The organism is Dyella nitratireducens (genome assembly GCF_014642835.1).
Taxonomy (GTDB): Bacteria; Pseudomonadota; Gammaproteobacteria; order Xanthomonadales; family Rhodanobacteraceae; genus Dyella_B; species Dyella_B nitratireducens.
This window is the reverse complement of the sequence record NZ_BMJA01000005.1, coordinates 89,298-113,322: the sequence shown is the minus strand read 5'-3', so window position 1 is coordinate 113,322 and position 24,025 is coordinate 89,298. Positions and strand designations below refer to the sequence as shown.

21 protein-coding genes are annotated in these 24,025 nt (G+C 61.2%); 5 read left to right on the top strand and 16 right to left on the bottom strand.

What is annotated here, in order from left to right:
* Positions 1 to 210 precede the first annotated feature (210 nt).
* A complete protein-coding gene (locus IEX75_RS20870; RefSeq protein WP_188797389.1) occupies positions 211 to 2,391 on the top strand; it encodes an alpha-L-rhamnosidase-related protein in 2,181 nt (726 codons plus the stop codon).
* On the top strand, positions 2,388 to 3,878 hold the full coding sequence (locus IEX75_RS20865; protein WP_188797387.1) for an MFS transporter: 1,491 nt from the start codon (positions 2,388 to 2,390) through the stop codon (positions 3,876 to 3,878). Before IEX75_RS20870 ends, IEX75_RS20865 begins: the two co-directional genes overlap by 4 nt.
* 171 nt (positions 3,879 to 4,049) lie before the next feature.
* Here the strand turns inward: IEX75_RS20865 and IEX75_RS20860 are convergent, their stop codons facing one another.
* The 5 genes from IEX75_RS20860 to polA form a co-directional block, all read right to left on the bottom strand.
* On the bottom strand, positions 4,050 to 5,333 hold the full coding sequence (locus IEX75_RS20860) for an RNA polymerase sigma factor (protein WP_188797385.1): 1,284 nt from the start codon (positions 5,331 to 5,333) through the stop codon (positions 4,050 to 4,052).
* A gap of 52 nt (positions 5,334 to 5,385) precedes the next feature.
* Positions 5,386 to 5,799: a YciI family protein gene (locus IEX75_RS20855; RefSeq protein WP_188797382.1), complete on the bottom strand. Its 414-nt coding sequence runs from the start codon at positions 5,797 to 5,799 to the stop codon at positions 5,386 to 5,388.
* A 12-nt stretch (positions 5,800 to 5,811) separates the two neighbouring features.
* Positions 5,812 to 6,225: a VOC family protein gene (locus tag IEX75_RS20850; protein WP_188797380.1), complete on the bottom strand. Its 414-nt coding sequence runs from the start codon at positions 6,223 to 6,225 to the stop codon at positions 5,812 to 5,814.
* Positions 6,226 to 6,343: 118 nt separating this feature from the next.
* On the bottom strand, positions 6,344 to 7,378 hold the full coding sequence (locus IEX75_RS20845) for a LacI family DNA-binding transcriptional regulator (RefSeq protein ID WP_188797776.1): 1,035 nt from the start codon (positions 7,376 to 7,378) through the stop codon (positions 6,344 to 6,346).
* A gap of 432 nt (positions 7,379 to 7,810) precedes the next feature.
* The gene (gene polA / locus IEX75_RS20840; RefSeq protein WP_188797378.1) at positions 7,811 to 10,540 is read right to left on the bottom strand and encodes a DNA polymerase I; all 2,730 of its coding nucleotides are present in this window, start codon (positions 10,538 to 10,540) and stop codon (positions 7,811 to 7,813) included.
* Positions 10,541 to 10,679: 139 nt separating this feature from the next.
* Between polA and IEX75_RS20835 the strand changes: the two genes are divergently transcribed.
* Together IEX75_RS20835 and IEX75_RS20830 are read left to right on the top strand one after the other, a co-directional pair.
* Positions 10,680 to 11,216, top strand: a complete 537-nt coding sequence (locus tag IEX75_RS20835; protein WP_188797376.1) for a DUF2782 domain-containing protein — start codon at positions 10,680 to 10,682, stop codon at positions 11,214 to 11,216.
* Positions 11,217 to 11,226: 10 nt separating this feature from the next.
* A complete protein-coding gene (locus IEX75_RS20830) occupies positions 11,227 to 11,658 on the top strand; it encodes an EamA family transporter (RefSeq protein WP_188797374.1) in 432 nt (143 codons plus the stop codon).
* A 92-nt stretch (positions 11,659 to 11,750) separates the two neighbouring features.
* Here the strand turns inward: IEX75_RS20830 and IEX75_RS20825 are convergent, their stop codons facing one another.
* The gene (locus IEX75_RS20825; protein WP_188797371.1) at positions 11,751 to 12,461 is read right to left on the bottom strand and encodes a glutathione S-transferase; all 711 of its coding nucleotides are present in this window, start codon (positions 12,459 to 12,461) and stop codon (positions 11,751 to 11,753) included.
* A 47-nt stretch (positions 12,462 to 12,508) separates the two neighbouring features.
* Entirely contained in the window at positions 12,509 to 13,405 is an 897-nt protein-coding gene (locus tag IEX75_RS20820; protein WP_188797368.1) for a LysR family transcriptional regulator, read from the bottom strand.
* Positions 13,406 to 13,500: 95 nt separating this feature from the next.
* Here IEX75_RS20820 and IEX75_RS20815 point away from each other — a divergent pair, with 95 nt between their 5' ends.
* A complete protein-coding gene (locus tag IEX75_RS20815) occupies positions 13,501 to 14,508 on the top strand; it encodes a bile acid:sodium symporter family protein (RefSeq protein WP_188797366.1) in 1,008 nt (335 codons plus the stop codon).
* A 74-nt stretch (positions 14,509 to 14,582) separates the two neighbouring features.
* On the opposite strand, the gene purH is transcribed toward IEX75_RS20815, so the two are convergent.
* From purH to IEX75_RS20770, 9 genes are all read right to left on the bottom strand, one after another.
* Positions 14,583 to 16,187, bottom strand: coding sequence for a bifunctional phosphoribosylaminoimidazolecarboxamide formyltransferase/IMP cyclohydrolase (gene purH / locus IEX75_RS20810; protein WP_188797364.1), 1,605 nt, complete (start codon positions 16,185 to 16,187; stop codon positions 14,583 to 14,585).
* A 111-nt stretch (positions 16,188 to 16,298) separates the two neighbouring features.
* A complete protein-coding gene (locus IEX75_RS20805) occupies positions 16,299 to 16,586 on the bottom strand; it encodes a helix-turn-helix domain-containing protein (protein ID WP_188797362.1) in 288 nt (95 codons plus the stop codon).
* 218 nt (positions 16,587 to 16,804) lie between these two features.
* Entirely contained in the window at positions 16,805 to 17,593 is a 789-nt protein-coding gene (locus tag IEX75_RS20800; protein ID WP_188797360.1) for a zinc-ribbon and DUF3426 domain-containing protein, read from the bottom strand.
* Between the two features lie 48 nt (positions 17,594 to 17,641).
* Complete coding sequence (prmA, locus tag IEX75_RS20795; protein ID WP_188797357.1) at positions 17,642 to 18,541, bottom strand: 50S ribosomal protein L11 methyltransferase; 900 nt, start codon at positions 18,539 to 18,541, stop codon at positions 17,642 to 17,644.
* A 140-nt stretch (positions 18,542 to 18,681) separates the two neighbouring features.
* Positions 18,682 to 20,067, bottom strand: coding sequence for an acetyl-CoA carboxylase biotin carboxylase subunit (accC, locus tag IEX75_RS20790; RefSeq protein WP_188797355.1), 1,386 nt, complete (start codon positions 20,065 to 20,067; stop codon positions 18,682 to 18,684).
* A gap of 14 nt (positions 20,068 to 20,081) precedes the next feature.
* Complete coding sequence (accB, locus tag IEX75_RS20785) at positions 20,082 to 20,546, bottom strand: acetyl-CoA carboxylase biotin carboxyl carrier protein (protein ID WP_188797353.1); 465 nt, start codon at positions 20,544 to 20,546, stop codon at positions 20,082 to 20,084.
* Between the two features lie 83 nt (positions 20,547 to 20,629).
* Positions 20,630 to 21,082, bottom strand: coding sequence for a type II 3-dehydroquinate dehydratase (gene aroQ, locus IEX75_RS20780; RefSeq protein WP_188797352.1), 453 nt, complete (start codon positions 21,080 to 21,082; stop codon positions 20,630 to 20,632).
* 136 nt (positions 21,083 to 21,218) lie between these two features.
* Positions 21,219 to 21,764, bottom strand: coding sequence for a TlpA disulfide reductase family protein (locus IEX75_RS20775; protein ID WP_188797351.1), 546 nt, complete (start codon positions 21,762 to 21,764; stop codon positions 21,219 to 21,221).
* Positions 21,765 to 21,828: 64 nt separating this feature from the next.
* Complete coding sequence (locus IEX75_RS20770; protein ID WP_188797350.1) at positions 21,829 to 24,000, bottom strand: protein-disulfide reductase DsbD family protein; 2,172 nt, start codon at positions 23,998 to 24,000, stop codon at positions 21,829 to 21,831.
* Positions 24,001 to 24,025 lie beyond the last annotated feature (25 nt).

The window sequence follows — 24,025 nt, the reverse complement described above, 5'->3', positions numbered from 1 at the left end:
ATGCGTCGGCCTTCCACGCGCAGGAGAGGGCGAGTAAGAGAGCGCACATGAATACGTATGCAAAACACGGCACTTCGCCAGCAGCTTGCCTACCATGCACGACCACTTGCGCGAAATAGTCGTTTTTATGCTGCGGTCGCAGCATGTACATCGCTTCGCGCCATGCCATAACCAGAACATTGCTGTGAATCACCCATCCGCGGAGTGTGCATGCTGAGCGTTGTGTTGATGGCGGCCCTGGCCGCAGGCGCCCAAGGGGACGTGTGGCGCGATGAGATTGCGTGGCGTGGACAGCAAGCGCACATGAGCGTGGCGAAAGACGGGCATTTCACCTTGGCCGGCCCGTTCGGTACGCGCGACATCGGCGCGCAGCGCATGCGGGTGGAGACGGCCAGCCCGATGTTCGATGGCTTGTTCGCCATGGCACAGGAGGAACTCACGCAGGATTCGGTGACGGCCATCCGTGACGGTGCGTTCGACCATGGTCAGCCGATTCCGTGCACCTGTTTCGAGACCGGCGCGAAATGGCCGTATGTGTGGACGCGCGATCTTTCCTATTCCATCGACCTGGGGTTGTGGCAATTCGATCCGCAGCGTTCGCGCAACGGCTTGAGCTTCAAGCTGTCGGACGTGCGCGATCCGTCTTTGCCGCAAGGTTTGTACGTGATGCAGGACACGGGTTCCGGCGGCAGCTGGCCGATCAGCACGGATCGCGTGGTGTGGTTTCTGGGCGCACAGCATCTGCTCGACGACAAGGTGTTTGCCGATAACGTGTATCGCGCGTTGAACGACACGCTGGCGCAGGATCGGCAGTACGTGTTTGATCCGCGCTTGGGTTTGTATCGCGGCGAAACGTCGTTCCTCGACTGGCGCGAGCAGACGTATCCGGCATGGACGGCAAGCAATGTCGTGTTCATCGGGCAATCGTTTGCGCTGTCTACCAACGTGCTGCATTACCAGGCGCTGCAGCTGGCGGCTCGCCTGGCGAAAGAACATGGCGAAAGCGCTAATGCCAAACGCTATGAGGAGCAGGCTGCGTCGCTCAAGAAGGCCATCAACGCGCGTTTCTGGCGGGCCGATCGTGGCATGTACATGAGCTACATCGATGGCGATGGTACGCCTTATGACACCTACGATTTGCTCGGCACGGCACTGGCCATTACCAGTGGCGTTGCCGAAGGCGAAAGCGCGCGCATCGCACTGGCCAACTATCCCACATGGCCGGCCGGGAGCCCGGTGATCTGGCCGGAGCGCAGCGATCAGCCGATCTATCACAACCGCGCCATCTGGCCGTTCGTCAGTGCGTATGCGTTGCGCGCTGCGCGCGAGGTGAACGACCCGGCGCGTATTGCCCATGAATTGCGATCCATCATGCGCGGTGCGGCCATGGCGGGTTCCAATATGGAGAACTACGAATTGCTTACGCAGGCCACTCACGTCGAGGACGGCAAACTGAGCGGGCCGGTGGTGGATTCGCCGCGGCAGCTATGGTCTGTGGCGGCGTATCTGGACATGGTCAACGAAGGCGTGTTCGGTCTTACCCAGCGTGGCAGCATCGAACCCAAATTGCCGGTTTCGCTGGTGCCGATGTTGTTCGGCGATCGCGACAGCATCACCTTGCACACCCCCGAGCGGAGCATCACGTTGCGTATCCCGCGCAAGTTGCAAGGTAACCTGCTGGTGACTGACAGCATCAGGCAGCACGGTACGGAAACGGTGGTGACGATGAAGGCCATTGACCAGCCTTCGCTCCCCATGCACACCGATGCGCCGTTGTACGCGCCCGCGCCGCCCGACGCGCCCACCATTGAGAAAGATGACAGGGGCTGGCGTGTGGAGGCGGATGGCAAAGTGGTGTTGTATGCGGATGGTCAGCGTGTCGGCACGATCGATGGCAACACCTATGTTGCGGAGGGGGTCAAGCCACCGTGTGTAAGCGTGACGCGCGTTAGTGAACACGGCATGGAATCGTTGCACAGCAAAACGGTTTGCGGCGGTGATCCGATATCGATGGGCGACAGCTGGCCACGTTCGTGGACGGCATCTGCCACAGGTCGCTACCGCGTCTGGCTACGTTACGAAAACAACCATGGTTCGATCGAAACCGGCGTGACGGCGGCGGTAAAAATGCTGGCGATCACGTGTGGCAACGAGGCGCCGCAAAGTTTGCCGATCGTGATGCCGCATAGTGTCGGTGAGCAGTCGTCCAGCTACGGCGTGATCTCGGCGAAAGCCGGTGACGTGTGCCGCTTTGAGCTGGAACAAGGCTTCAATATGAGCGACCTCAGCCATTTCGCGCACTACACCGGCGGCAAGGGTGGCATCGAAGGACCGCTCAACGATGCGCGCATCGGCGATCTCATCATCACCCCGGCGACAGGTACGCCATGAACCGCAAACCGAACCTGTCGTTCTGGCAGATCTGGAACATGTGTTTCGGTTTTCTGGGCATCCAGTTCGCCTTTGCACTGCAGAATGCCAACGTCAGCCGTATCTTCCAGACGCTGGGTGCGGGTGTGGGCGATATTCCGATGCTTTGGATCGCCGCGCCGTTTACGGGGCTGATTGTGCAGCCGTTGATCGGCTATGCCTCCGATCGCACCTGGGGGCGGCTTGGGCGTCGTCGTCCGTATTTTCTGGCCGGTGCAGTACTGACCACGGTGGCTTTGCTGTGGATGCCCAATGCGGGATTGCTGTGGATCGCCGCGACGCTGCTGTGGATGATGGATGCGTCGATCAACGTATCGATGGAACCGTTCCGCGCGTTTGTCGGTGATCAATTGCCGACTGGGCAACGGCCGCTCGGCTACGCGATGCAAAGTTTTTTCATCGGCTTGGGCGCGGTGGTGGCGTCGCTGCTGCCCTATCTGTTGGCGCATCTGGGCGTGAGCAATATCGCGGCCCCCGGCGGCGTTCCGAATACGGTGCGCGACGCGTTCTATATCGGTGGCGTGGTATTGCTGGGTTCGGTGCTGTGGACGGTGCTGTCCAGCAAGGAATACCCACCTGATCAGTTGCATGTATTCGATGACGCGGTGAAGTCGGAGCCGGCGCATGTGGAGCGCTCCGGCGCGCGCAAGCATGGCCTGGTCTGGCTGATTGCCGGGCTGCTGGGTGGATGGTTCGTGCACGCATACAACCTGGAGCGTGAGTTGTATCTGTTGGCTGGCGGCCTGGCTGCGTTCGGGCTTTCGCAGTTGTGGCTGAGCGTGGCGCGCGGCGATGGCATGTTCACGCAGGTGATGACGGACGTGCACACGATGCCGCCCGACATGCGCCGCTTGGCGTTGGTGCAGTTTTTCTCCTGGTTCGCGATGTTCGCCATGTGGATCTACACCACGGCCGGCGTCGCGCAGGTGCATTTCGGCAGCAGCGATCCGCAATCGGAGGCCTATAACAACGGTGCCAACTGGGTGGGCGTGCTGTTCGCGGCCTACAACGGTTTTGCTGCCGTGGCGGCGCTGGTGATTCCACTGATGGTGCGCCGCTGGGGTTTGCGCATCAGCCATCTGGTGAACCTGTGGCTGGGTGGTGTGGGGCTGGTGTCGTTCCTGTTGATCCGCGATCCGCATTGGTTGTTGCTGCCGATGGTGGGCGTCGGGTTCGCGTGGGCGTCGATTCTTTCCTTGCCGTATGCGTTGCTGTCAGACAATCTGCCGGCGGAGAAGATGGGCGTGTACATGGGCATCTTCAATTTCTTCGTTGTGATTCCGCAGTTGCTGGCGGCGAGCGTGCTGGGTGTGCTGCTGCGCGTGTTCTTTCATGGGCAGCCGATTTACGCGCTGGTGCTGGGTGGTGCGAGCTTGCTGGTGGCGGGGGTTAGCGTGCTGCGGGTAAGGGAGCCGGTGCTGGCGGGATCCCTCTCTCAATCCCCATAGCTACTATGCTTATTATGATGCATGGTTTTGCGTTGCCGTCATTCCGGCGAAAGCCGGAATCCAGTACCAATACGTCGTGCGCAGCACTCAACATTATTAATGTTGTGTCCTTCGGACGCCTATTTAGACTGAATTCCGGCTTTCGCCGGAATGACGGCAACGCAAGATTGATCAGTGACTCGCGCGGTTGGCTTCGTCACAAGCAGCTGCCCGTTGCTGCAAGAAATGTCGCTCACGCGTATTACGCGCCAAGGACGCTGCGCGCTCGAACTCCTCACGCGCTTCCGCGTGACGTTCGAGTCGACTCAGGAGATCGCCGCGCACACTGGGCAGCAAGTGGTAATTGCGCAGCAACGGTTCGTTTGCCAGCGTATCGACCAACGCAAGCCCTGCCGCGGGGCCCGAGGCCATCGCCACGGCCACGGCACGATTGAGTTCCACCACCGGCGACGGCAACACCTGTGCCAGTTCGGCATAAAGCGTGGCAATACGCGTCCAATCTGTCGTTTCGATCGTACGCGCACGCGCATGGCAGGCAGCAATGGCTGCTTGCAAGGCATACGGGCCATGTGCACCGCCCAGCTTTTCTGCGCGGTCCAGTTCAGCGAGGCCGCGGCGGATCAGCAGCGGATCCCAACGGCTGCGATCCTGATCCGCCAACAGAATCGGCTCACCGGTCGGCGTGGTGCGTGCATGCAGGCGCGACGCCTGGATTTCCATCAGTGCCAGCAGACCGAATACTTCCGGTTCCTGGGGCGCGAGGCCGGCCAGCACGCGTCCAAGCCGCATGGCTTCGTTGCATAGCTCCGGGCGGATCCAGTCATCGCCGGAGGTTGCGGCATAACCTTCGTTGAAGATGAGATAGATCACTTCGAGCACGGAGGCGAGCCGTTCGTTGCGTTCTTCGCCGCGCGGTACTTCGAAGGGAATTTGTTTTTCCGACAGCGTGCGCTTGGCGCGCACGATGCGCTGTGAAATGGTGGGTTCGGGGACGAGGAAGGCGCGGGCGATTTCGTCCGTGGCCAGACCGCCGAGCAGGCGCAGCGTGAGTGCGGCGCGCGCTTCGGCGGAAAGCACCGGGTGGCAGGCGGTGAAGATCAGCCTGAGCAGGTCGTCGCCGATGTCATCGTCGAGCATGGTTTCCAGCTCCGACTTGCCATCCTCAGCCTCGCCTTCTGCTTCATAGGCGAGGGCCTCGTGCTTGCGTTCGATCAGCTTTTTGCGCCGCAGTTGATCGATGGCGCGGTGCTTGGCGGCGGTCATCAGCCATGCGCCAGGATTGTCCGGCACGCCGCTTTCCGGCCAGCGCTCGAGTGCGGTCACCAGTGCGTCCTGCGCCAGTTCCTCGGCCAGCCCCACATCGCGCACCATGCGCGCCAAGCCGGCGATGAGGCGCGCTGACTCGATGCGCCATACTGCTTCGATGGTGCGATGGATGTGGGTGGCCGTCGTCATGGCCACCGATCACAGCACTTGCTTCGGCGCGGCGCAAGTTCATATCGGCACATCAAGTCGCCGACTGGCGCGGATCGTCGAAACCGTCGGCAGCCTTGCGGACGTCGGGCGGGAAATCGGCCATCTCGAATACTTGGCGGATTTCGATGGTGTCGCCGGGGCCAAGCGGACAGCGCGAGGCCCAGGCGATCGCCTCGTCGCGAGAGCCCACGTCGATCATCCAGTAGCCGCCCACCACTTCCTTGGCTTCCGCGAACGGGCCGTCGACGATCTTCGGCTTGCCGTTGACGGCGCTTACACGTACGCCAGCCGACGGCGGATGCAAGCCATCCAGGGCAAGCAGCACGCCGGCTTCCTGCAGCGACTTGTTGAAGCGCATCATTTTCTCAACGGCTTCCGCGCTTGGCTTTGCATCGGGCGCGGCATCGCATTGGCCTGCCGGCAGCATCAGCATCATGAATCGCATGGTGTTACTCCTTTATTCCTGCGGCGGGATGATAACCATCCAGCTGATGCCGAAGCGGTCGACCACCATGCCGAAGTAGGGCGAGAAGAAGGTCTGACTCAGTGGCATGTGCACTTGGCCGCCGTCAGCCAGTGCCGCAAAGGCGCGCTCGGCTTCGGCGTTGCTGTTCACGGTGAGCGACAGCGAGAAACCCTGGAACTTCGTTTCCTTGTTCACGCAATCGTCGGAGGCCATCAGCACGGTATCGCCGATGGTGACGTTGCTGTACATGATGTGCTCGCCATTGGCGTTTGCACCGGGGCCATCGCTCGGCGGCGCTTCCTTGTAGCGCATCTTGGCGTTGACCTTGGCGCCAAGGTGTTTCTCGTAATAGTGGATGGCTTCTTCGCAGCGGCCGTTGAAGAACAGGTAGGGCTGGACGTACATGGGTGCTTCCTCCATGGCTTGAGTGGGTTTCTCGATAAGGAGACGAAGCAGGGGGAGCGAAATCGACACGACGCCGTCGCTCCGCTCTTAGCCGAGGGTGACGAGGATGCGGGGGTCTTTAGTGCGTGCCGTACTGGCTGGAGCGCCGCACCACCAGTTTCACTGGCAGCAACTGCGTTTCAACGGGCTCGCGGCGGATCAGGCACAGCAGGTTGTCGACCAATGTCTCGCCGGCCAGCTTGGTGTCCTGCAGTACCGTGGTCAGCGGCGGGTTGAGGAAGCGGGCCATCGGGATGTCGTCGAAGCCGGCGACGGCTACTTGTTCGGGCACTTTGATGCCGTGGCTGGCCAGCGCGCGCATGGCGCCGATGGCGATGAGGTCGCTGGCGGCAAAAATGGCGTCGAACGGCAGCTTGCGTTCCAGCAGTGTTACCAGCGCTTCGTAGCCGGCCCGCTCGGTGCTCTCGATGGCGTCCACTTGCAAGGCGCTGTCGGCGTCGATGCCGGCCTGCTGCAGGGCCGTGACGTAGCCGCGGTAGCGATCGAAGAATTCCGGATAGTGGCTGGACGCGTCACCCAGGAAGGCAATGCGCCGGCACCCCTGTTCCAGCAGATGGGTTGCCACGGCTTGGCCGCCTTGCCGATTATCGCAGCCGATGGAGATGTCCGGCTGGTCCGGCAACACGGCGCCCCAGCGCACGGAACGGGTGCCTTGGGCGGCCAGCTTCTGCATTTTGTCGCGGTAGGCCAGGTAGTCGCCGTAACCCAGCAGGATGATGCCGTCTGCCTTCTTGGTGTCGGCGTAATCGGCATGCCAGTCGTCGGACAACTGCTGGAACGAGATCAGCAGGTCGTAGCCGCGCAGCGCGCAGGCGCGCGTGATCGAGCCCAGCATCGAAAGAAAGAACGGGTTGATGTGCGAGTCGTCAGCGGTGGGGTCTTCGAACAGCAGCAGGGCCAAGGTGCCCGAGTGCTGTGAACGCAGGTTCGACGCGTTCTTGTCCACCTTGTAGTTGAGCTGGTCGGCCGCGGCCTTGATACGCTGGCGCGTTTCTTCGCTCACCAGCGGACTGCCACGCAACGCCCGCGAGACCGTGGACTGGGAGACCCCGGTCAAGTGGGCGATGTCGAAGGAAGTAGGTTTCCCTTTGATGTGCACTGCAGACCAGTTCGGTTGACCGGCGGGCGGCTGCCGGTAACACCATCCTAACGGTTGGCTCGCGATCTGTCGTGCCGCAGGGCAAGAAAAATCAACAGATAAGAAAAGGCCCCGCGAACTTTAGGGGGAAGTCCGCGGGGCCGGGGAATCGGCGACCCAGGGGAGAGGGCCGATTCCGGGTGGCGACCCAGGGAGGTGGGTCGCCGGGGATGCCGTTGCGTGCATCCGTAGAGTAAGAACGCGCCAGTGCCCGAAAAGTTGCACTGCGTGGTGCAATAAGTCCGGAATGGTTAGCCAGGATTCATGTGGATGATCAGTTGCCGGTACTTCTCAGGAAATCCTGACGATGCTGTAAAAAATCCGTGTTGTCTTCCTAGGTCGGTCTAAATGGCGCGCATGAATTTGCGGGATAAAGCGCTTTGCCGACTAATGCGCTTCATCCCAGTTCTTGCCCACGCCGACGTCCACCACCAGCGGCACACGCAGCTCTGCCGCACCGGACATATGCTGCCGGATGGCGTCGCGCACAGTGTCCACGGCATCGGCGCGCACTTCGAATACCAGTTCGTCGTGCACCTGCATCAGCATGTGTGCGTCGTCGCGATCTTTCAGCCAGGCGGCTACGGCGATCATGGCGCGCTTGATGATGTCGGCGGCGGTGCCTTGCATGGGCGCGTTGACGGCGGCGCGCTCGGCACCGGCGCGCAGTGCCGGGTTGCGTGCGCTTAGGTTCTCCAGATAGAGACGCCGGCCGAACAGTGTTTCGACATAACCGTCGCGATGCGCGCGTTCACGTGTGGCGTCCATAAAGGCGTGCACGCCGGGATAGCGCGAGAAATAACGCGCCATGTAGTCGCTGGCTTCGCCGCGGTCGATGCCAAGCTGGCGCGCAAGCCCGAACGCACTCATGCCGTACATCAGGCCGAAGTTGATCGCCTTTGCTGCGCGGCGCTGGTTGCTGGTGACGGCATCGGGCTCAAGTCCGAACACTTCGGCGGCAGTGGCGCGATGGATATCGCCACCTTCGTGGAAGGCACGCAAGAGGCCTTCGTCGCCGGAAAGATGCGCCATGATGCGCAGCTCGATCTGCGAGTAGTCTGCCGCCATCACTTGCCAACCTTCGGGCGCGATAAAGGCTTGGCGGATGCGCCGGCCTTCCTCGGTGCGCACGGGAATGTTCTGCAGGTTCGGATCGGTGGACGAAATGCGGCCTGTCGCCACGGCGCCCTGGTGATAGCTGGTGTGCACGCGGCCCGTGCGTGGATTGACGATCTCGGCGAGTTTTTCCGTGTAGGTGGAGCGCAGTTTGGCAAGGCCACGGTAATCGAGGATCAGGCGCGGCAGCGCGTGTTCGTCTGCAATCGCTTCGAGTGCTTCCTCGTTGGTGGAGGGTTGCCCCGTTGGTGTCTTGAGTTTGGCAGGCAAGCCGAGTTCGTCGAACAGAATCGCCTGCAGTTGCTTGGGCGAATCGAGATTGAACTCGTGTCCGGCCGATTTCCACGCTTCCTGCTGCAGTTCGTGCATGCGCTTGCCGAGTTGCTGACTCTGCTTGCGCAGTTCATTCACATCGATCAGTACGCCGCGCTGTTCCATGCCGGCCAGCACCGGTACCAGCGGTATCTCGATGTCTTCGTAGACCTTGCGCAGCTTCGGTTCGCTTTCCAGCTGCGGCCACAACGCGTGGTGCAGGCGCAAGGTGATGTCCGCATCTTCAGCCGCATAGTTGCACGCGGTATCGAGGTCCACTTGCGAGAACGAAATCTGCTTGGCGCCCTTGCCGGCGACCTCTTCGTATTTGATCGTGTCGTAATCGAGGTAACGCTTGGCCAGCGAATCCATGTCATGCCGTGTGGCGGTGGTGTTCCACACGTAGGATTCCAGCATGGTGTCGTGTTTCAGACCCTGCACGACGATGCCGTAGTGCGACAGGATGTTCATGTCGTACTTGGCGTGTTGACCGACCTTCGGTCGCTTGGGATCTTCGAAGATGGGCTTGAGTGCGGCGAGCACCTGATCACGCGGCAGTTGCGCGGGTGTGCCGGGATAATCGTGCGCCAGCGGGATATAGCAAGCCTTGCCAGGTTCCACGGAAAGGCTGACGCCGACGATGTCCGCTTGCATCGCATCGATGCTGGTGGTTTCGGTGTCGAAGGCGATCAGTGGTGCTTCCTTGATGCGCGCCACCCAAGCATCCAGCTGCGCTTGCGTAGTCACCAATTCGTATTCACCCTTGCCTGAGGCTATGGATGGCTTGGCTGTGGGTGCCGGTTCGACGCTGGTGGCGGGCGAGGGCGTAGTAACGACTTCCGTTGTAGCACTATCCAGGTCTTTCAACGCGGCCTTGAACTCATAACGCGTGTACAACTCGCGCAGCGCATCGATGTCGCGGTCGCGCAACAGCAATTGCGGCACGGTGAAATCCAGCGGCACATCGACCTTGATCGTGACCAACTGACGCGACAGCGGCAGTTCGGGCAGCGCTTCGCGCAGGTATTCACCGATTTTGCCGCCGATCTTGTCGGCATTCGCCATGACGCCATCGAGCGAACCGTATTCGGCTAACCATTTCGCAGCCGTCTTGGGGCCGCACTTGTTCACACCGGGCACGTTGTCGACGGTGTCGCCGGTGAGACTGAGAAAGTCGATGATCTGCTCCGGCTTGACGCCGAACTTTTCCATCACCGCGGCACTGTCCATGGTGGTATTGGTCATGGTGTTGACCAAGGTGATGCCGGGGCGCACCAGTTGCGCGAGATCCTTGTCGCCGGTGGAAATCAGCACGTCGATGCCATGCTCGTGCGCCTGGCTTGCCAACGTGCCGATCACGTCGTCTGCCTCCACGCCGCTCACGCGCAGAATCGGAAAGCCCAATGCGCTGACAATCTTCAGCATCGGCTCGACCTGTGCGCGCAGATCGTCCGGCATCGGCGGTCGGTTCGCCTTGTACTTGTCGTACAGCACATTGCGGAACGTGGGGCCGGACGCGTCGCTGACGAAGGCCACGTAATCGGGCCTCGCTTTCAACGTGGCGCGCAGCATATTGACGACGCCGAACAAGGCGCCCGTGGGTTCGCCGTTCGCATTGCTGAGAGGCGGCAATGCGTGGAAGGCGCGGTAGAGGTACGACGAGCCGTCGATGAGCGTAAGGTTTGGCATGCCGGGATTCTAAGGGAACAAAGCGTAGAGAGCAGGAACAAAGATGGGGCCGCCGGGCGTACTTGGCAGCCGGGCCATTCACCGCCGAGCGAACCGCTCACTGCTATGCTTTGATGACACTGACGAGGTTCTCCCCGCCATGAAATACGCAGCCTGCTTGCTCGCCCTTTCTCTCCTGGCCGCCCCGTCGGCCTTCGCGCAGTCGTCGTCCTCTTCTTCGGCTGTGCCGCATTTCGCACCCGCGCCACCGCCGCCGGGCATGAACGATCCGGGTGTGAATCCAGCCAAGGAGCCGCCGGCTGCGGCGAGCACGTCTGCCAAGCCGGTATCGAGCCCGGCAGAGCTGGAACCTAGCCATCTGCCAGGCAAGCCGATCCCGGTGCCCAAGGTGGCGGGTGTACCGGAATCGCACGATGCCAACGGCCAGCCGCCGCCGGATGTATCGGTGCAGCAGGAAGGTGAAAACACCATCCAGGAATACCGTCAGAACGGTCGCGTCTACATGGTGGTGGTCACGCCCAAGCACGGTCCGCAGCAGATCTACAACGTCAATTCGGACGGCCACATGCTCGATCCGAACGGCCAGCCGCCGGTGAAGCCTGTGATGTACAGGATCATGCATTGGGGCGACAGCAAGCCGGCGTCGGCATCGTCGACGGAAGATAACGGTCAGTGACGCCTCACGCATGAACCTGCGCGAAAGCTGGTTGTTGTTCGCGCTGGGTTCGGCGTTCTTTGCCGCGCTTACGGCACTGTTTGGCAAGCTTGGCGTGGCGGGTATCAATTCCAATCTCGCCACCTTCATTCGCACGCTGGTGATTCTCGCGGTGACTGCGGGCATCCTCAGCCTGCGCGCGGAATGGGCCAAGCCTTCCGGTTTGCCCTGGCATAGCTGGGTGTTCCTGGTGCTTTCGGGCATCGCCACAGGGCTATCGTGGCTGTGCTACTACCGTGCCTTGCAATTGGGGCCAATCAGCAAGGTCGCGCCCATCGACAAACTCAGCGTGGCCATTGCGATCGTGTTGGGCCTGCTGTTGCTAGGTGAAAAGCCAAGCTGGCAGGTGCTGGTCGGCGGCGTGCTGATTGTGGCCGGGTCACTGGTGATTGCGTTGTTCTGAAGCACGTAGGCTGGGGTGCCAACCCCAGCATTGCGATGCACAGAAAGCGCGATGTTGGGGTTTGCACCCCAACCTACAGACTGAGCGCGCCTTCAGCGCGCGGGGTCCAGCTCGGCATAGTGGCGGAAGATGCCATCTTCGTTGAATGGAATCCGGCGCGGCGAAGCGAGATACGCGGCAATATTCGGCCGTTCGGCAATGCGCTCCGACAGGGCGCGCAGGCGTGGTATACGTTTTTGCATGCCGCGCATGGCATTGGGAAACGCATAGTCGAGTCCGCTGATGAGCTGGAACAACGACAGATCGACATAGGAGTGGCGCGAAAGTGCCTGCCGCCCATTGCCGCGTTCCAGCACTTGCTCGAAATAACCGAGGAATTTCGGCAGCCGCTCTTCGCGAAATGCTTGGCTGCGTTTGCGTGCGGCGGCGCGCTGTTGCTCGTAGTACAGGTCGACGGCAATCGGATGATGCGTGTCGTGAATTTCTACGACGAAATCAGCGATCGTCAGTTGCAACTGCTGCGCGTAGATTTCTGCCGATTGCCCGCCGGGCACGAGGCCCAGGCGCGGACTGAGATAGGCGAGGATGGTCGCCGTCTGCGCAATCACCAAGCGGCCTGCCTTGAGGAACGGTGGTGCGAAAGGCAGGGCACCATCCTGCCTGCCGCGCAGGAACGGCATGATCGCCTTGTCGCCGTGTTTGCGCGCGATGTCGATGTAGTCAGCGCCTGCATCTTCGAGTGCGAGGCGCACGTATTCGCCGCGGCCTTGGATGCCCGTCCAGTAATAGAGTTCGTAATGCATGGACTTTCCCGTGCCTGGAAAGGGAATGGAGCGTAAGTAGCTGGCGCTCAACGTGGTGTGAGCGCACCTTTTGACGCCAATTCCCGCAAGCGATTCCAAACGAGCGCAGCCAACGGCGAAAGCGAACGCTGGCGACGATGGATCAAGGTGATGGCGCGCCGCTCGGTGGGTGTCAGCGGGCGTACGGCGAGTGTGGCGGGAGGGGATGAAAGTGCTGGAGTTACCGTTACGCCGAGCCCCGCTTCCACCATACGGAACGCAGTGTGAGGGTGGCCGGTCTGCTGAACGACGCGTCCCTCCACGCCGTGTTTTTGCAACAGCTGATCGATCAATCGCCGGCTGCCGGAAGAGTAGTCCAGCAGTATCAACGGCTGTCCCTGCAATTTTTTCCACGCAACGGTCTTGTGCTGCGCGAGGGGATGTTCGGGACGGCAAGCAAGACAGAACGGATCATGCATGATCACTTCGCTGTCGAATTCGCTGGCTTCGGGTGGTTCGATCGCGATGCCGAAATCCACTTCGCCGCCGCGCACGCTGTCCAGCACCAGTGTTTGCGCCTGATCGTGCAACTGAATGGTGAGCTCGGGATATTCGCGTGCGCAGTCGGCAATGCACAGTGGCATCAGGCTGGCCGAAAGTGTGGGGACGGACGCGATGTGGATCTTGCCACGCCGTCGCTCGCCTTCGGAATGCACGTGATCCAGCACGCCTTCCAGTTCGTCCAGCACACGCTCGATCGCGCTTTCCAGGTAGCGGCCGGCCTCGGTGGGGACCACCTCCCGTGTGCTCCGATCGAACAGCCGCACGCCCAGCTCTGTCTCCAGCTCGGCCACGTGCCGGCTTACAGCAGGCTGGCTCAGATACAGATGTTCGGCGGCACGCCGGAAATGACGCTGTCGCGCCACGGCGAGAAAAACCCGCAACTGCCGGAGGTTGATATTCATGCTCATTACGTATCAATGAATACAATAAAGTTATTTGATTTATCAATAGGCGCACGGTGAAATAACGCCATCCCCGCTTCTCTGTGCCTGCAACCATGTCCCTGCGTCGCTTCCTGCCCGACAACTTCACCCTTTGCCTGATTGCCACGGTCATCACCGCCAGCGTGTTGCCGTGCCAGGGTAGTGCGGCCGTGGCATTCGATTGGTTGACCAATCTGGCGATCGCGCTGCTGTTCTTTCTCCATGGCGCCAAGCTCTCGCGCGAGGCGGTAGTTGCGGGCGTCACGAACTGGCGTCTGCATTTGACCGTGCTGGCCAGCACCTTTGTGTTGTTTCCGGTGCTGGGACTGCTGCTCAAGCCTTTGTTGTTGCCGCTGGTCACGCCAGCGCTTTACGTCGGCATCCTGTTTCTGTGCACCTTGCCATCAACGGTTCAGTCGTCGATCGCGTTCACATCGATTGCGCGCGGCAATGTGCCGGCGGCGGTGTGTTCTGCTTCGGCGTCCAGCTTGATCGGTATCGTGGTAACGCCGCTACTAACGGGACTGGTCGTGCAGGCGCATGGACAGAGCGGGATGTCCTGGCATTCGGTAGGCGATATCGTGCTGCAGCTGTTTGTGCCGTTCGTCGCTGGGCAGATTGCGCAGCGCTGGATTGGCGGCTGGGTGCAGCGGCATCGTCCGCTGATCGGCTTTGTTGATCAGGGCTCGATCCTACTAGTGGTGTACACCGCGTTCAGCGCGGCGGTGCTGCAAGGCTTGTGGAAGCAGCTTCCGTTGCCGGTGCTGGGCGGTTTGCTGATCGTTAATGCGGTCCTGCTTGCCACAGCGTTGCTGACCACGCGCTACGGTTCGCGCGCGCTGGGTTTCGATCGCGAGGACGAAATTACCATCGTGTTCTGTGGCTCCAAGAAGAGCCTGGCCAGCGGCGTGCCGATGGCGAACGTGCTGTTTCCTGCGCATATGCTGGGTATGATCGTGTTGCCGATCATGTTGTTCCATCAGATGCAGTTGATGACGTGCGCGGTGTTGGCGCGGCGGTATGCGCAGCGGAAAGAGGCGAACAAGCGTCGCATGTCTACTGAAGTATCTGCAGTCGAATGACGTAGGTTGGGGTGCAAACCCCAACGTTGCCATGCACATAGGCATCGACGTTGGGGTTTGCACCCCAACCTACATCAGTGGCGGAAATGCCGCATGCCGGTGAAGACCATCGCCATATCATGCTCATCTGCTGCTGCGATCACTTCCGCATCGCGCATCGAACCGCCTGGCTGAATCACGGCGCGAATACCTGCTGCTGCCGCAGCGTCGATACCATCACGGAAGGGGAAGAATGCATCGGAAGCCATGACGGAGCCGCGCACTTCCAGGTTTTCATCCGCCGCTTTGATGCCGGCAATGCGCGCGCTGTACACGCGGCTCATCTGGCCGGCGCCGACGCCGATGGTCTGGCGGTTGCGCGCATAGACGATGGCGTTGCTCTTCACGTACTTCGCCACTTTCCAGGCGAAGATCAGATCATCGATTTCTTCTTGCGTGGGTGCGCGGCGCGTGACGGTCTTCAAATCCGCCGCCGTGACCATCCCGCGATCCGCCGTCTGCACCAGCAGGCCAGAGCCCACTCGGCGCAGATCATACGCGGCGGCGACGCTTGCGCTTTCGGCCGGAACAGGGATGCGCAGCACGCGCACGTTGCCTTTCTTGGCGAAGGCCTTCAGCGCTTCATCCGAATAAGCAGGAGCCAGCACTACCTCGATGAACTGACGCTCCACCATCGTCCGCGCGGTCGCGCCATCCAGTTCACGATTGAACGCGATGATGCCGCCGAAGGCGGACGTGGGGTCAGTTTGGAACGCCAAGTCGTACGCGCGGCCAATGCCATCCAGGCTCACCGCCACACCGCAGGGATTGGCGTGCTTCACGATGACGCAGGCCGGTTTGGTGAAGCTGCGCACGCATTCCCACGCGGCATCCGCATCAGCAATGTTGTTGAAGGAGAGTTCCTTGCCTTGCAATGGCTCGAACGTCGCAAGTGTGCCGGGCGCAGGCTGCAGATCGCGATAGAAGGCAGCTTGTTGATGCGGGTTTTCGCCGTAGCGCAAATCCAGTGTCTTTACGAAACGGCTGTTGAGCTGAGCGGGGAATGCATCGTGACCGGCAATGGCATCTTGTGCATCGTTGAGTTGCAGGCCGGACAGGTAATCGCTGATCGCGCCGTCATAGTTGGATACGCGATTGAACGCAGACACCGCGAGCTTGAAGCGCGTGGCGCGGCTCAAGCCGCCATGCTGCTCGATTTCCGCGAGTGCCTCGTCATATTGATCGGGCGCGGTGAGCACGCCGACGTCGTTCCAGTTTTTCGCCGCGGAACGCAGCATGGCGGGGCCGCCAATATCGATGTTCTCGATGGCTTGTTCCAGCGTGCAATCAGGCTTGGCGACCGTCGATTCAAACGGATACAGGTTCAGCACAAGCAGATCGATGGGGGCGATGCCAAGCTCGGCCATCACCGCATCGTCCGTGCCGCGACGGCCGAGCAGGCCACCGTGTACCTTGGGATGCAGCGTCTTGACGCGGCCATCCATGATTTCAGGAAAACCTGTGACGTCACTGACATCCTTGACGGGTATGCCGGCTTCGCGCAGTGCCTTGGCGCTGCCGCCGGTAGAAAGCAGTTCCACGTTTGCCGCCGCGAGGCGTTTGCCCAGTTCAATCAACCCAGTCTTGTCCGAAACGCTGATCAGGGCGCGACGGATGGGCGTGACAGCAGGTGCGGGCATGGCGGCTTCCAGGAGCGTGAAAGCTGCGCATTATAGCGCGATGCACCTGTCCTGCGGCGCAGGTTTGGACGGCTAAACGGGATAAGGTGCGGCCAGACTCGGCCTTGGACTTCAAAGCAGGCCGTGTTGTGCGAGCTTCTTGCGCAATGTGGCGCGATTGATGCCCAGCACCGCTGCCGCACGGCTCTGGTTGCCATCATGGAAAGCCAATACCTCACGCAGCATCGGACCTTCCACTTCGCGAATCACCAGCGCGTGCAAACCTTCATCGCACGGCGTATCGCCAATGTCCGCAAGATAGCGGCGCACTGTACGACTGACGCATTCACTCAGTGCGCTCTGCGACGAGGATTCACGAACAGCCTCGTTGGCAGGCAGTCTTACGGCGTTCAAGGACATGTCCCCTCACGGACTCCACGCAACGGCTGCATAGGCCGTCGCCATGTTTTGGCAGTTACCGCTTTCGCGGCGGGTCGGCAGTTGTGCGGCTGAGGAAAGAACATTCCTCTAGCGCGAGGGACCGAGTGTACTCGCGACCGCCGATAAAATTAAGAGCCTTTCGCTCTGAAAATGCATGTAACCGCATAACGCTATGCCGAACAGGTACTAAGGCGCAGTTATTCAAACGCCATGTCAAAGCCGATGGCTTGATGACCCGGATCCTCTACCTCGAAGACCAAAGCTGTGCTAGCGCCAGGCGCAAGACCGCGACGCAAGGCTTCCGTATCATCAAGGTATTCGTAGGGATTGAGACGACGCATGGCGATCACTTTGCCATTGCCGTCGGTCAAACGAATGGTGACCACTGGCCATGGTTGAGTGAAGGTTGCGTCGTTGCGTAGCGTGGCACTGATCAGCAGCGCGCCTGGCACGGTGGGATGCGTTTGTACGTCGCGTGCAAGCAAATGCAGCTTGCCGACATCGCGTACTTGTGGCAATCGGCATTGCAACGCAGCACATGTTTGTTGTAACAGCGGACCGACGGTGGGATCGGCAATCAAGGTATCGCGCAAAGCCCAGCCAAGCTGCGCGACAAGACCGAACATCAGCAACAGGCATGCCACCACCCATGGCCAGCGGCGTGGTCGGTCGATGCGCCGGTCACGTGCGAAACGCGGCGTGACAATGAGATCGGCAAAGTCGTCGCGCAAAATCGACGTTTCAGCCGGCTCGGGTTCCGCGTTCGGTTTCGGTCGATATACCGCTGATTCCAAGCGCGGTGGCTCCACGCCGGGATCGTGGGCAGGCAGCTCGTGAAAGGGTTCCGGTGGCAGCTGATCCGCCAACGTGGCGATGCTGTCGAAGCCCGTCCCGCAATGTCCGCACATGACGAAGCCGTGCGCCTGCGCGAGCGTGCGCGCATCCACTGAAAACACGGATAGGCATTCAGGGCATTGCGTATACATGGGTGAGCTAAAGCTTGTATACGCAAAGCTTAGCAGAGCATTCCATGATCAAACGCGACGCTGGCCGCTGATGCGAACCCAATCTTCGCGTACGTCCACGTGGAGTCCTTCGAACCATTCGGCATAACGCTCCAGCAGTTCCTCCTGCTGGCCTTGCAGGATGCCGGATAGCGCAAAGGGTGCACCTGGCTTAGTCAAGGCGGCGAACATCGGCGCCAATTCGCCGAGTGGGCCGGCCAGAATGTTCGCGACGAATACATCGGCAGGTTCGCCTGCAAAATCCTCAGGCAGGAACAGAGCCAGGCGGTCGGCGACGTTATTGCGCTCGGCATTGTCTGCAGAAGCCGTCAGTGCCTGCGGATCGTTGTCGACGCCGATGGCGGAGGCTGCGTTCAGCTTCAAAGCAGCGATGGCAAGAATGCCTGAGCCGCAGCCATAGTCGATGACGCGCTTGTCGACGAGATTCAGGCTGTCCAGCCATTCCAGGCATAGCGCCGTGGTGGGATGCGTGCCACTGCCAAAGGCCAGGCCGGGATCGAGTTGCACGATCGCCAGTTCGTCATCGTCCGGTGGTGCGATGTTCCAGGGATAGATCCATAACCGGCGACCGAACGGCATCGGCTTGAACTGGTCCATCCATGCGCGTTCCCAATCTTCATCGGCGACGTCGCGGAAATTGAGTTGATCGGGCTCCAGCCACGGCAGCAATTCACTGAGCGCTTCGCTCAAACCGCGGCGGTCGGCGTCTGCATCGAACAGCGCGTTCAAGGTGATGGTTGGCCACAACGGCAGCTCGCCGACGCCTGGTTCGAAAATCGCCTGCTCGTCAGGCGTTTCGGCGTTGGCGTCGCGCAGTGTGATCGACAGCGAGCCCAGATCTTCCAATGCATCTTCCACGCGAGGCTGCTGTTCGGCGCGGACAGTCAGGGAGAGTTCGAGCCAGGGCATTGGCGTTCCGGAGGATGAGGGCTGCGGCCATTTTCCCTCTCTCCTTAAGGGAGAGGGTAGGGTGAAGAGCGAATCTTGCGATGGAGTTCAATCAAGCCTTGCCCTCATTCCGGCCTTCGCCGGAATGACGAGCGTTCTGATCAGGCCTTCGATTCAAGCCCGCTATGCGGATGCTCTTTGTGCTCCGCCATCCGCTTCTCCAGATAGTGGATGTTCTGTCCACCTTGCTGGAAACCGACGTCGGACATGATGCGCTGTTGCAGCGGAACGTTGCACTTCACGCCTTCTATCACCGTTTCGGCAAGCGCCAGACGCATGCGCGCAATGGCAGTTTCGCGATCCGGTCCGTGCACGATCAGCTTGCCGATCATCGAATCGTAATTCGGCGGAATCCGGTAGCCGTCATACAAGTGCGTGTCCACGCGCACGCCGGGGCCGCCGGGTGCTTCGAAACGCTTCACCGTGCCGGGTGACGGCATGAAGGTTTCCGGATCTTCGGCGTTGATGCGGCATTCGATCGCGTGACCGTTGATCTTGATGTTTTCCTGCTTGAGCGAAAGCTTCTCGCCAGCAGCGATCCGCAGTTGCTCGCGTACCAGATCCACGCCGGTGATCAGCTCCGTGACCGGATGCTCCACCTGGATGCGCGTGTTCATTTCGATGAAATAGAAGTGGCCGTTTTCGAACAGAAATTCGAACGTGCCCGCACCGCGATAACCAATGCGCAAACACGCATCCACGCACACCTGGCCGATCTGTGCACGCTGTTCCGGCGTGATGCCAGGTGCGGGCGCTTCTTCGACCACTTTTTGATGGCGGCGCTGCATCGAGCAATCGCGTTCGCCGAGATGGATCGCATTGCCCTGGCCGTCGGCAAGTACCTGGATTTCCACGTGGCGCGGATTCTCCAGGAACTTCTCCATGTACACCTGATCGTTGCCGAATGCGGCCTTGGCTTCCTGCTTGGTCATGGTGACGGCGTTGCCAAGATGCGCTTCGGTGCGCACTACGCGCATGCCGCGACCGCCGCCGCCGCCGGCCGCCTTGATGATCACCGGATAGCCGATCTCACGCGCAATGCGCATGTTTTCTTCGACGTTGTCACCGAGCGGGCCGCCGGAGCCGGGCACACATGGCACGCCGGCCGACTTCATCGCGCGGATCGCTTCTACCTTGTCGCCCATCATGCGAATCACATCGGCTGTCGGCCCGATGAAGATGAAACCGGATTGCTCCACCTGCTCGGCGAAGTCCGCACGCTCGGCAAGAAAGCCGTAGCCGGGATGGATGGCGTTGGCGTCGGTGATTTCCGCAGCCGCGATGATGCGCGGAATGTTGAGGTAGCTGTCGACCGATGGCGCGGGGCCGATGCAGATGGCTTCATCCGCAAGGCCCACATGCTTGAGGTTGCGATCCGCGGTGGAGTGCACCGCCACGGTCTTGATGCCGAGGCTGTGACACGCACGCAGAATGCGCAACGCGATTTCGCCGCGATTGGCGATAACGACCTTTTCGAGCTTTTGCATAGTCGTCGGGCCGTTTAGGCGATCACGAACATCGGCTGGTCGAATTCCACCGGCTGGCCGTTATCGACCAGGATGGCCTGCACGGTGCCGCTGACCTCGGCTTCGATCTGGTTGAACATCTTCATCGCTTCGATGATGCCCAGCGTCTCGCCGGTCTTGACCTGCTGGCCCACCTTTACAAATGCGGGCGCACCGGGGCTGGCCGAGGCGTAGAAGGTGCCTACCATTGGCGCTTTCACCACGTGGCCGGCCGGCAGGTTGCTGCCTGCCGGGGTGCTTTCGGCCGGGGCGGCTGCGACGGGGGCGGGCGCGGGTGCCGGGGCCGGCATATGGATGGTGGCCGGTGCCGCGCCGACGGTGATGGCGCCCTTGGGTACGCGCGACAGGCGGACGACTTCCTCGCCTTCCTTGATTTCCAGTTCGGCGAGGTTGGATTCCTCGAGCAGGTCGATCAGTTTTTTGATCTTGCGCAGATCCATAGGGCTTGCCTTCTCAGGGTCTGAGGGCCGCAGCTTGGCGGTCCTGATGTGAACGGTTATGTGAAAGGAAACGGTACGGCCGGCTAGGCAGCAGGCTTTGGTTCAAGTTTGGCCAGGGCAGCCTCCAGCGCCAGGTGGTAGCTGGCACTGCCGAAACCGCAGATCACGCCCATCGCCAGGTCGGACAAGTAGGAGTGATGACGGAACGGTTCGCGGGCATGCACGTTGCTCATATGCAGCTCGATGAAGGGAATGCCCACGGCGGCCAGCGCGTCGCGCAGGGCCACGCTCGTGTGGGTGAAGGCACCAGGGTTGATCAGGATGGTCGCCACCTGCTCGTCGCGTGCCTGGTGAATACGGCCGATCAGCTCGTGCTCGGCGTTGGACTGGTACCAGGCCAGCTCATGGCCAGCCGCCTGGGCGCGCTGGGCCAGCTGGTTGTTGATGTCAGCCAGCGTCTCCCGGCCGTAGATGTCCGGTTCGCGTACGCCGAGCAGGTTGAGGTTGGGTCCGTGCAGGACCAGCAGCTTCGCCATGGTGCTCCAAGCTCCCCTGAAACCGGCGAGAGTGTGCGCGGTGCCGTGGATATTGTCCAGTTCGGCGCAATTCGGCGACGTTTGGCGGAGAAAGAAGATGTTAAACGTGCGTGGACGTATGGCGGTGCAAATGGCATCAGGGCGCGGTTGTTGGCGATAGCCAGTGCTCCAGCTGCTCTGCCTTCAGCGGCCCCCGCTGGACGGCCAAGATCTTCCCGTTTTCATCCAGCAACACGCTGTAGGGCAGCACTTCGTCGATGTCGCCGAAGCGCAGGGAGGTGCTGGGTGAGGCCAGCTGGCCGACCAGAATGGGGTAGTCGACGGGATGTGTACTGAGAAAAGCGCGCACGTTATCGGGTTCATCCATGGCAATGCCCAGCACGATCGCGCCCTGATCGGCGAACTTGCGCTGAGCTGCATTCAAGGCCGGCATCTCGGTCACGCAGGGGACGCACCAGCTGGCCCAGAAATTCAGGAGCAGGCGTTTGCCCTGGTAGCCGGAGAGCCGGCGCTCGTGTCCACGGAGGTCGAGCAGCGCCACGTCTGGACGAAGATCGCCGACGTTCGCAACATGAACGCCAGGAGGCACATGTGCCAGCCGGCTTTCATGCTGCAGCCAGCCACCGGCGATGGCGGCCAGCAAGGCCAGGGCCAGAATGAAAAGATTGGTTCGGCTCAGCATGGGCGACGGGTGAGGAGCGGGGCCGCAAGTATGAGGGCTTGCGGCCGCACATGTACCAGTCCGCTTACTTCGCCGCCTCGGTCAGCGCCTGCTCCACCAGCGAGAAGGTCAGCACCGTCGGCAGCTTCCGGCCAGCGGCGCTGCCATCTTTCGGGAATACCACGTAGAGCGGCACGCCGGGGGAGTGGTACTGCTGCAGGAAGCTGGAGATGGCCGGATCTTCGTTGGTCCAGTCGCCCTTCATATAGACAGCGCCGGTGCGCTTGAGCAGGGCCTTGAAATCATCGCCATCGAGCACGGCATGCTCGTTGGCTTTGCAGGTGACGCACCAGTCCGCGGTCATATCGACGAATACAGGCGTGCCCGCCTTGCGCAGCTCGGCGAGCTTGTCCGGCGAGTAGGCGACGACACCGTCTGTGCTTGCAGTTGCTTGGGCCGCCAGGGGCAAGGTGGCGAGGTAATACAGCGGTGCCAGCGTGAACAGCGCAAGCAGGGCGACCAGTGCGCGGCTCAGCGCGTTGCGGTCGCGGCTGCGTTCGAACCACCACAGCGTCATCGCCAGCAGCACCGCCGCGACCAGCAGCAGGCCGACCGCATCCGCACCACGCTGATTCGCCAATACCCACGCCAACCAGGCTGCAGTGAGGTACATCGGAAACGCCAGCACTTCTTTCAGCGTTTCCATCCAGCGGCCAGGGCGCGGCAACCAGCGCGACAACGCCGGTACGAAACCGACGGCGAGAAACGGCAGCGACAATCCCAGACCCAAGGCGAGAAACACGCAGATGGCGCTGGCCATGGGTGCCACCAGCGCATACGCCAGCGCCGTACCCATGAACGGCGCGGTACAGGGGCTGGCCACCACCACGGCGAGCACGCCGGTAAAGAAATCGCCGGCGGGACCGGAGCGATTGGCCAGCGAGCTGCCCGTATTGCCCAGCGATGCACCGAACTGCACCACGCCGGACATCGATAGCGCCACTGCCAGCATTACCAACGCGAGCACGGCTACGACCAGCGGATTCTGCAGATGTGCACCCCACGCGGTCTTTAGCGCGATGATCACAGCGCCAAGTACCGCGAAGCTGATCAGCACACCGGCCGTGTACATCAAGGCATGCGTACGGCGCCGTGCTGGATTCTCGCCACTTTCGATCAGGCTGATCGCCTTGATCGACAGAACCGGCAACACGCAAGGCATCAGATTGAGCACCAGGCCGCCACCCAGTGCGAGCAGCAGCGCATAAAGGAAGCTGACGTTGAGCGAAGTGTTTTTCGTCGCGTTGGCCGGTGGCATTTCCGGCGCGGGATTTGCGGCGGTTTCAATCGTCGTGCCACTGGCGCCCGTCAAATCGATATGTGCCTCGCGTGTCATCAGCGGATAGCACAGGCCGCCGTCCTGGCAACCTTGGAAACTGGCCACCAGTGCAAGCGATTTCATGCCAGCGGTATCTCCATGGATCGCCACCGGCAAGGTCAGTTCATCGAAATACACCGTGGTCTTGCCGAAATGCGCATCTTCATGCGTTGTTCCGGCAGGCCAGGCAGGCGATAGCGAAAGTTTCGGCGCATCTTTTACCGATAGCTGCGTCTGGTCGCGATACAGGTAGTAGCCCTTGGCGATGGTCCAGCGCAGCAGCAGGTGGTTTGCATCCTGGGGGATCGCATCGAAGCGGAAAGCCTGTTCGGCCGGCAGCGGCTCGTTCCTGCCGCCAGCCAAAGACGGGGTGCGCGAGCCGAACAGATCATTGAGTTTGTTCGGTGGTGGTGCGCCAGCCGAGGCGGGAACCGGCAGCGTCAAATGCTCGGTATGCGGCGGATAGCAGATCTTCGGATCGGTTTCGTGGCAGCCCTGGTAGCGCACGTCCAGCTTGATGGCCGTGGTGCCTTGGGCAAGCGTGTAGGGGATGGTGGCGTCCACGCTGTGGTGATACGTCTCCACCGGTCCAAGGTACGGATCGGTGTGCTTCTCGCCATCAGGGAGCTGCGCTTCGCCCAGCGTCACGCCATCGCCGCCTTTGAACGCCATGCGCCCGCGGTACAGGTAGTAATCCTGTGCGATGTCCCAGTGCAGCTTCACGACACCCGGCGTGCTGGCGTCGGCGCTGAGCTTGTAGGCCTCGGTAACCGGCAGCAGATTGTCTTCGGCATCCTGGGCGTAGGCTTGCATGCCGAACGCCAGCGTCAATAAAGTGAGTAGATAAGCGGCGACGCGGCCGTAACGAAGCGAGCGCATTCCAACTCCAAGCTGTGGGGATCGC

What these genes read in the sequence shown, in the direction of transcription:
- IEX75_RS20870 (WP_188797389.1), top strand. Translation starts at nt 211, where the DNA reads ATGCTGAGCGTTGTGTTGATGGCGGCCCTGGCCGCAGGCGCCCAAGGG.
- IEX75_RS20865 (WP_188797387.1), top strand. Translation starts at nt 2,388, where the DNA reads ATGAACCGCAAACCGAACCTGTCGTTCTGGCAGATCTGGAACATGTGT.
- IEX75_RS20860 (WP_188797385.1), bottom strand. Translation starts at nt 5,333, where the DNA reads ATGACGACGGCCACCCACATCCATCGCACCATCGAAGCAGTATGGCGC.
- IEX75_RS20855 (WP_188797382.1), bottom strand. Translation starts at nt 5,799, where the DNA reads ATGCGATTCATGATGCTGATGCTGCCGGCAGGCCAATGCGATGCCGCG.
- IEX75_RS20850 (WP_188797380.1), bottom strand. Translation starts at nt 6,225, where the DNA reads ATGTACGTCCAGCCCTACCTGTTCTTCAACGGCCGCTGCGAAGAAGCC.
- polA (WP_188797378.1), bottom strand. Translation starts at nt 10,540, where the DNA reads ATGCCAAACCTTACGCTCATCGACGGCTCGTCGTACCTCTACCGCGCC.
- IEX75_RS20835 (WP_188797376.1), top strand. Translation starts at nt 10,680, where the DNA reads ATGAAATACGCAGCCTGCTTGCTCGCCCTTTCTCTCCTGGCCGCCCCG.
- IEX75_RS20830 (WP_188797374.1), top strand. Translation starts at nt 11,227, where the DNA reads ATGAACCTGCGCGAAAGCTGGTTGTTGTTCGCGCTGGGTTCGGCGTTC.
- IEX75_RS20825 (WP_188797371.1), bottom strand. Translation starts at nt 12,461, where the DNA reads ATGCATTACGAACTCTATTACTGGACGGGCATCCAAGGCCGCGGCGAA.
- IEX75_RS20820 (WP_188797368.1), bottom strand. Translation starts at nt 13,405, where the DNA reads ATGAATATCAACCTCCGGCAGTTGCGGGTTTTTCTCGCCGTGGCGCGA.
- IEX75_RS20815 (WP_188797366.1), top strand. Translation starts at nt 13,501, where the DNA reads ATGTCCCTGCGTCGCTTCCTGCCCGACAACTTCACCCTTTGCCTGATT.
- purH (WP_188797364.1), bottom strand. Translation starts at nt 16,187, where the DNA reads ATGCCCGCACCTGCTGTCACGCCCATCCGTCGCGCCCTGATCAGCGTT.
- IEX75_RS20805 (WP_188797362.1), bottom strand. Translation starts at nt 16,586, where the DNA reads ATGTCCTTGAACGCCGTAAGACTGCCTGCCAACGAGGCTGTTCGTGAA.
- IEX75_RS20800 (WP_188797360.1), bottom strand. Translation starts at nt 17,593, where the DNA reads ATGTATACGCAATGCCCTGAATGCCTATCCGTGTTTTCAGTGGATGCG.
- prmA (WP_188797357.1), bottom strand. Translation starts at nt 18,541, where the DNA reads ATGCCCTGGCTCGAACTCTCCCTGACTGTCCGCGCCGAACAGCAGCCT.
- accC (WP_188797355.1), bottom strand. Translation starts at nt 20,067, where the DNA reads ATGCAAAAGCTCGAAAAGGTCGTTATCGCCAATCGCGGCGAAATCGCG.
- accB (WP_188797353.1), bottom strand. Translation starts at nt 20,546, where the DNA reads ATGGATCTGCGCAAGATCAAAAAACTGATCGACCTGCTCGAGGAATCC.
- aroQ (WP_188797352.1), bottom strand. Translation starts at nt 21,082, where the DNA reads ATGGCGAAGCTGCTGGTCCTGCACGGACCCAACCTCAACCTGCTCGGC.
- IEX75_RS20775 (WP_188797351.1), bottom strand. Translation starts at nt 21,764, where the DNA reads ATGCTGAGCCGAACCAATCTTTTCATTCTGGCCCTGGCCTTGCTGGCC.
- IEX75_RS20770 (WP_188797350.1), bottom strand. Translation starts at nt 24,000, where the DNA reads ATGCGCTCGCTTCGTTACGGCCGCGTCGCCGCTTATCTACTCACTTTA.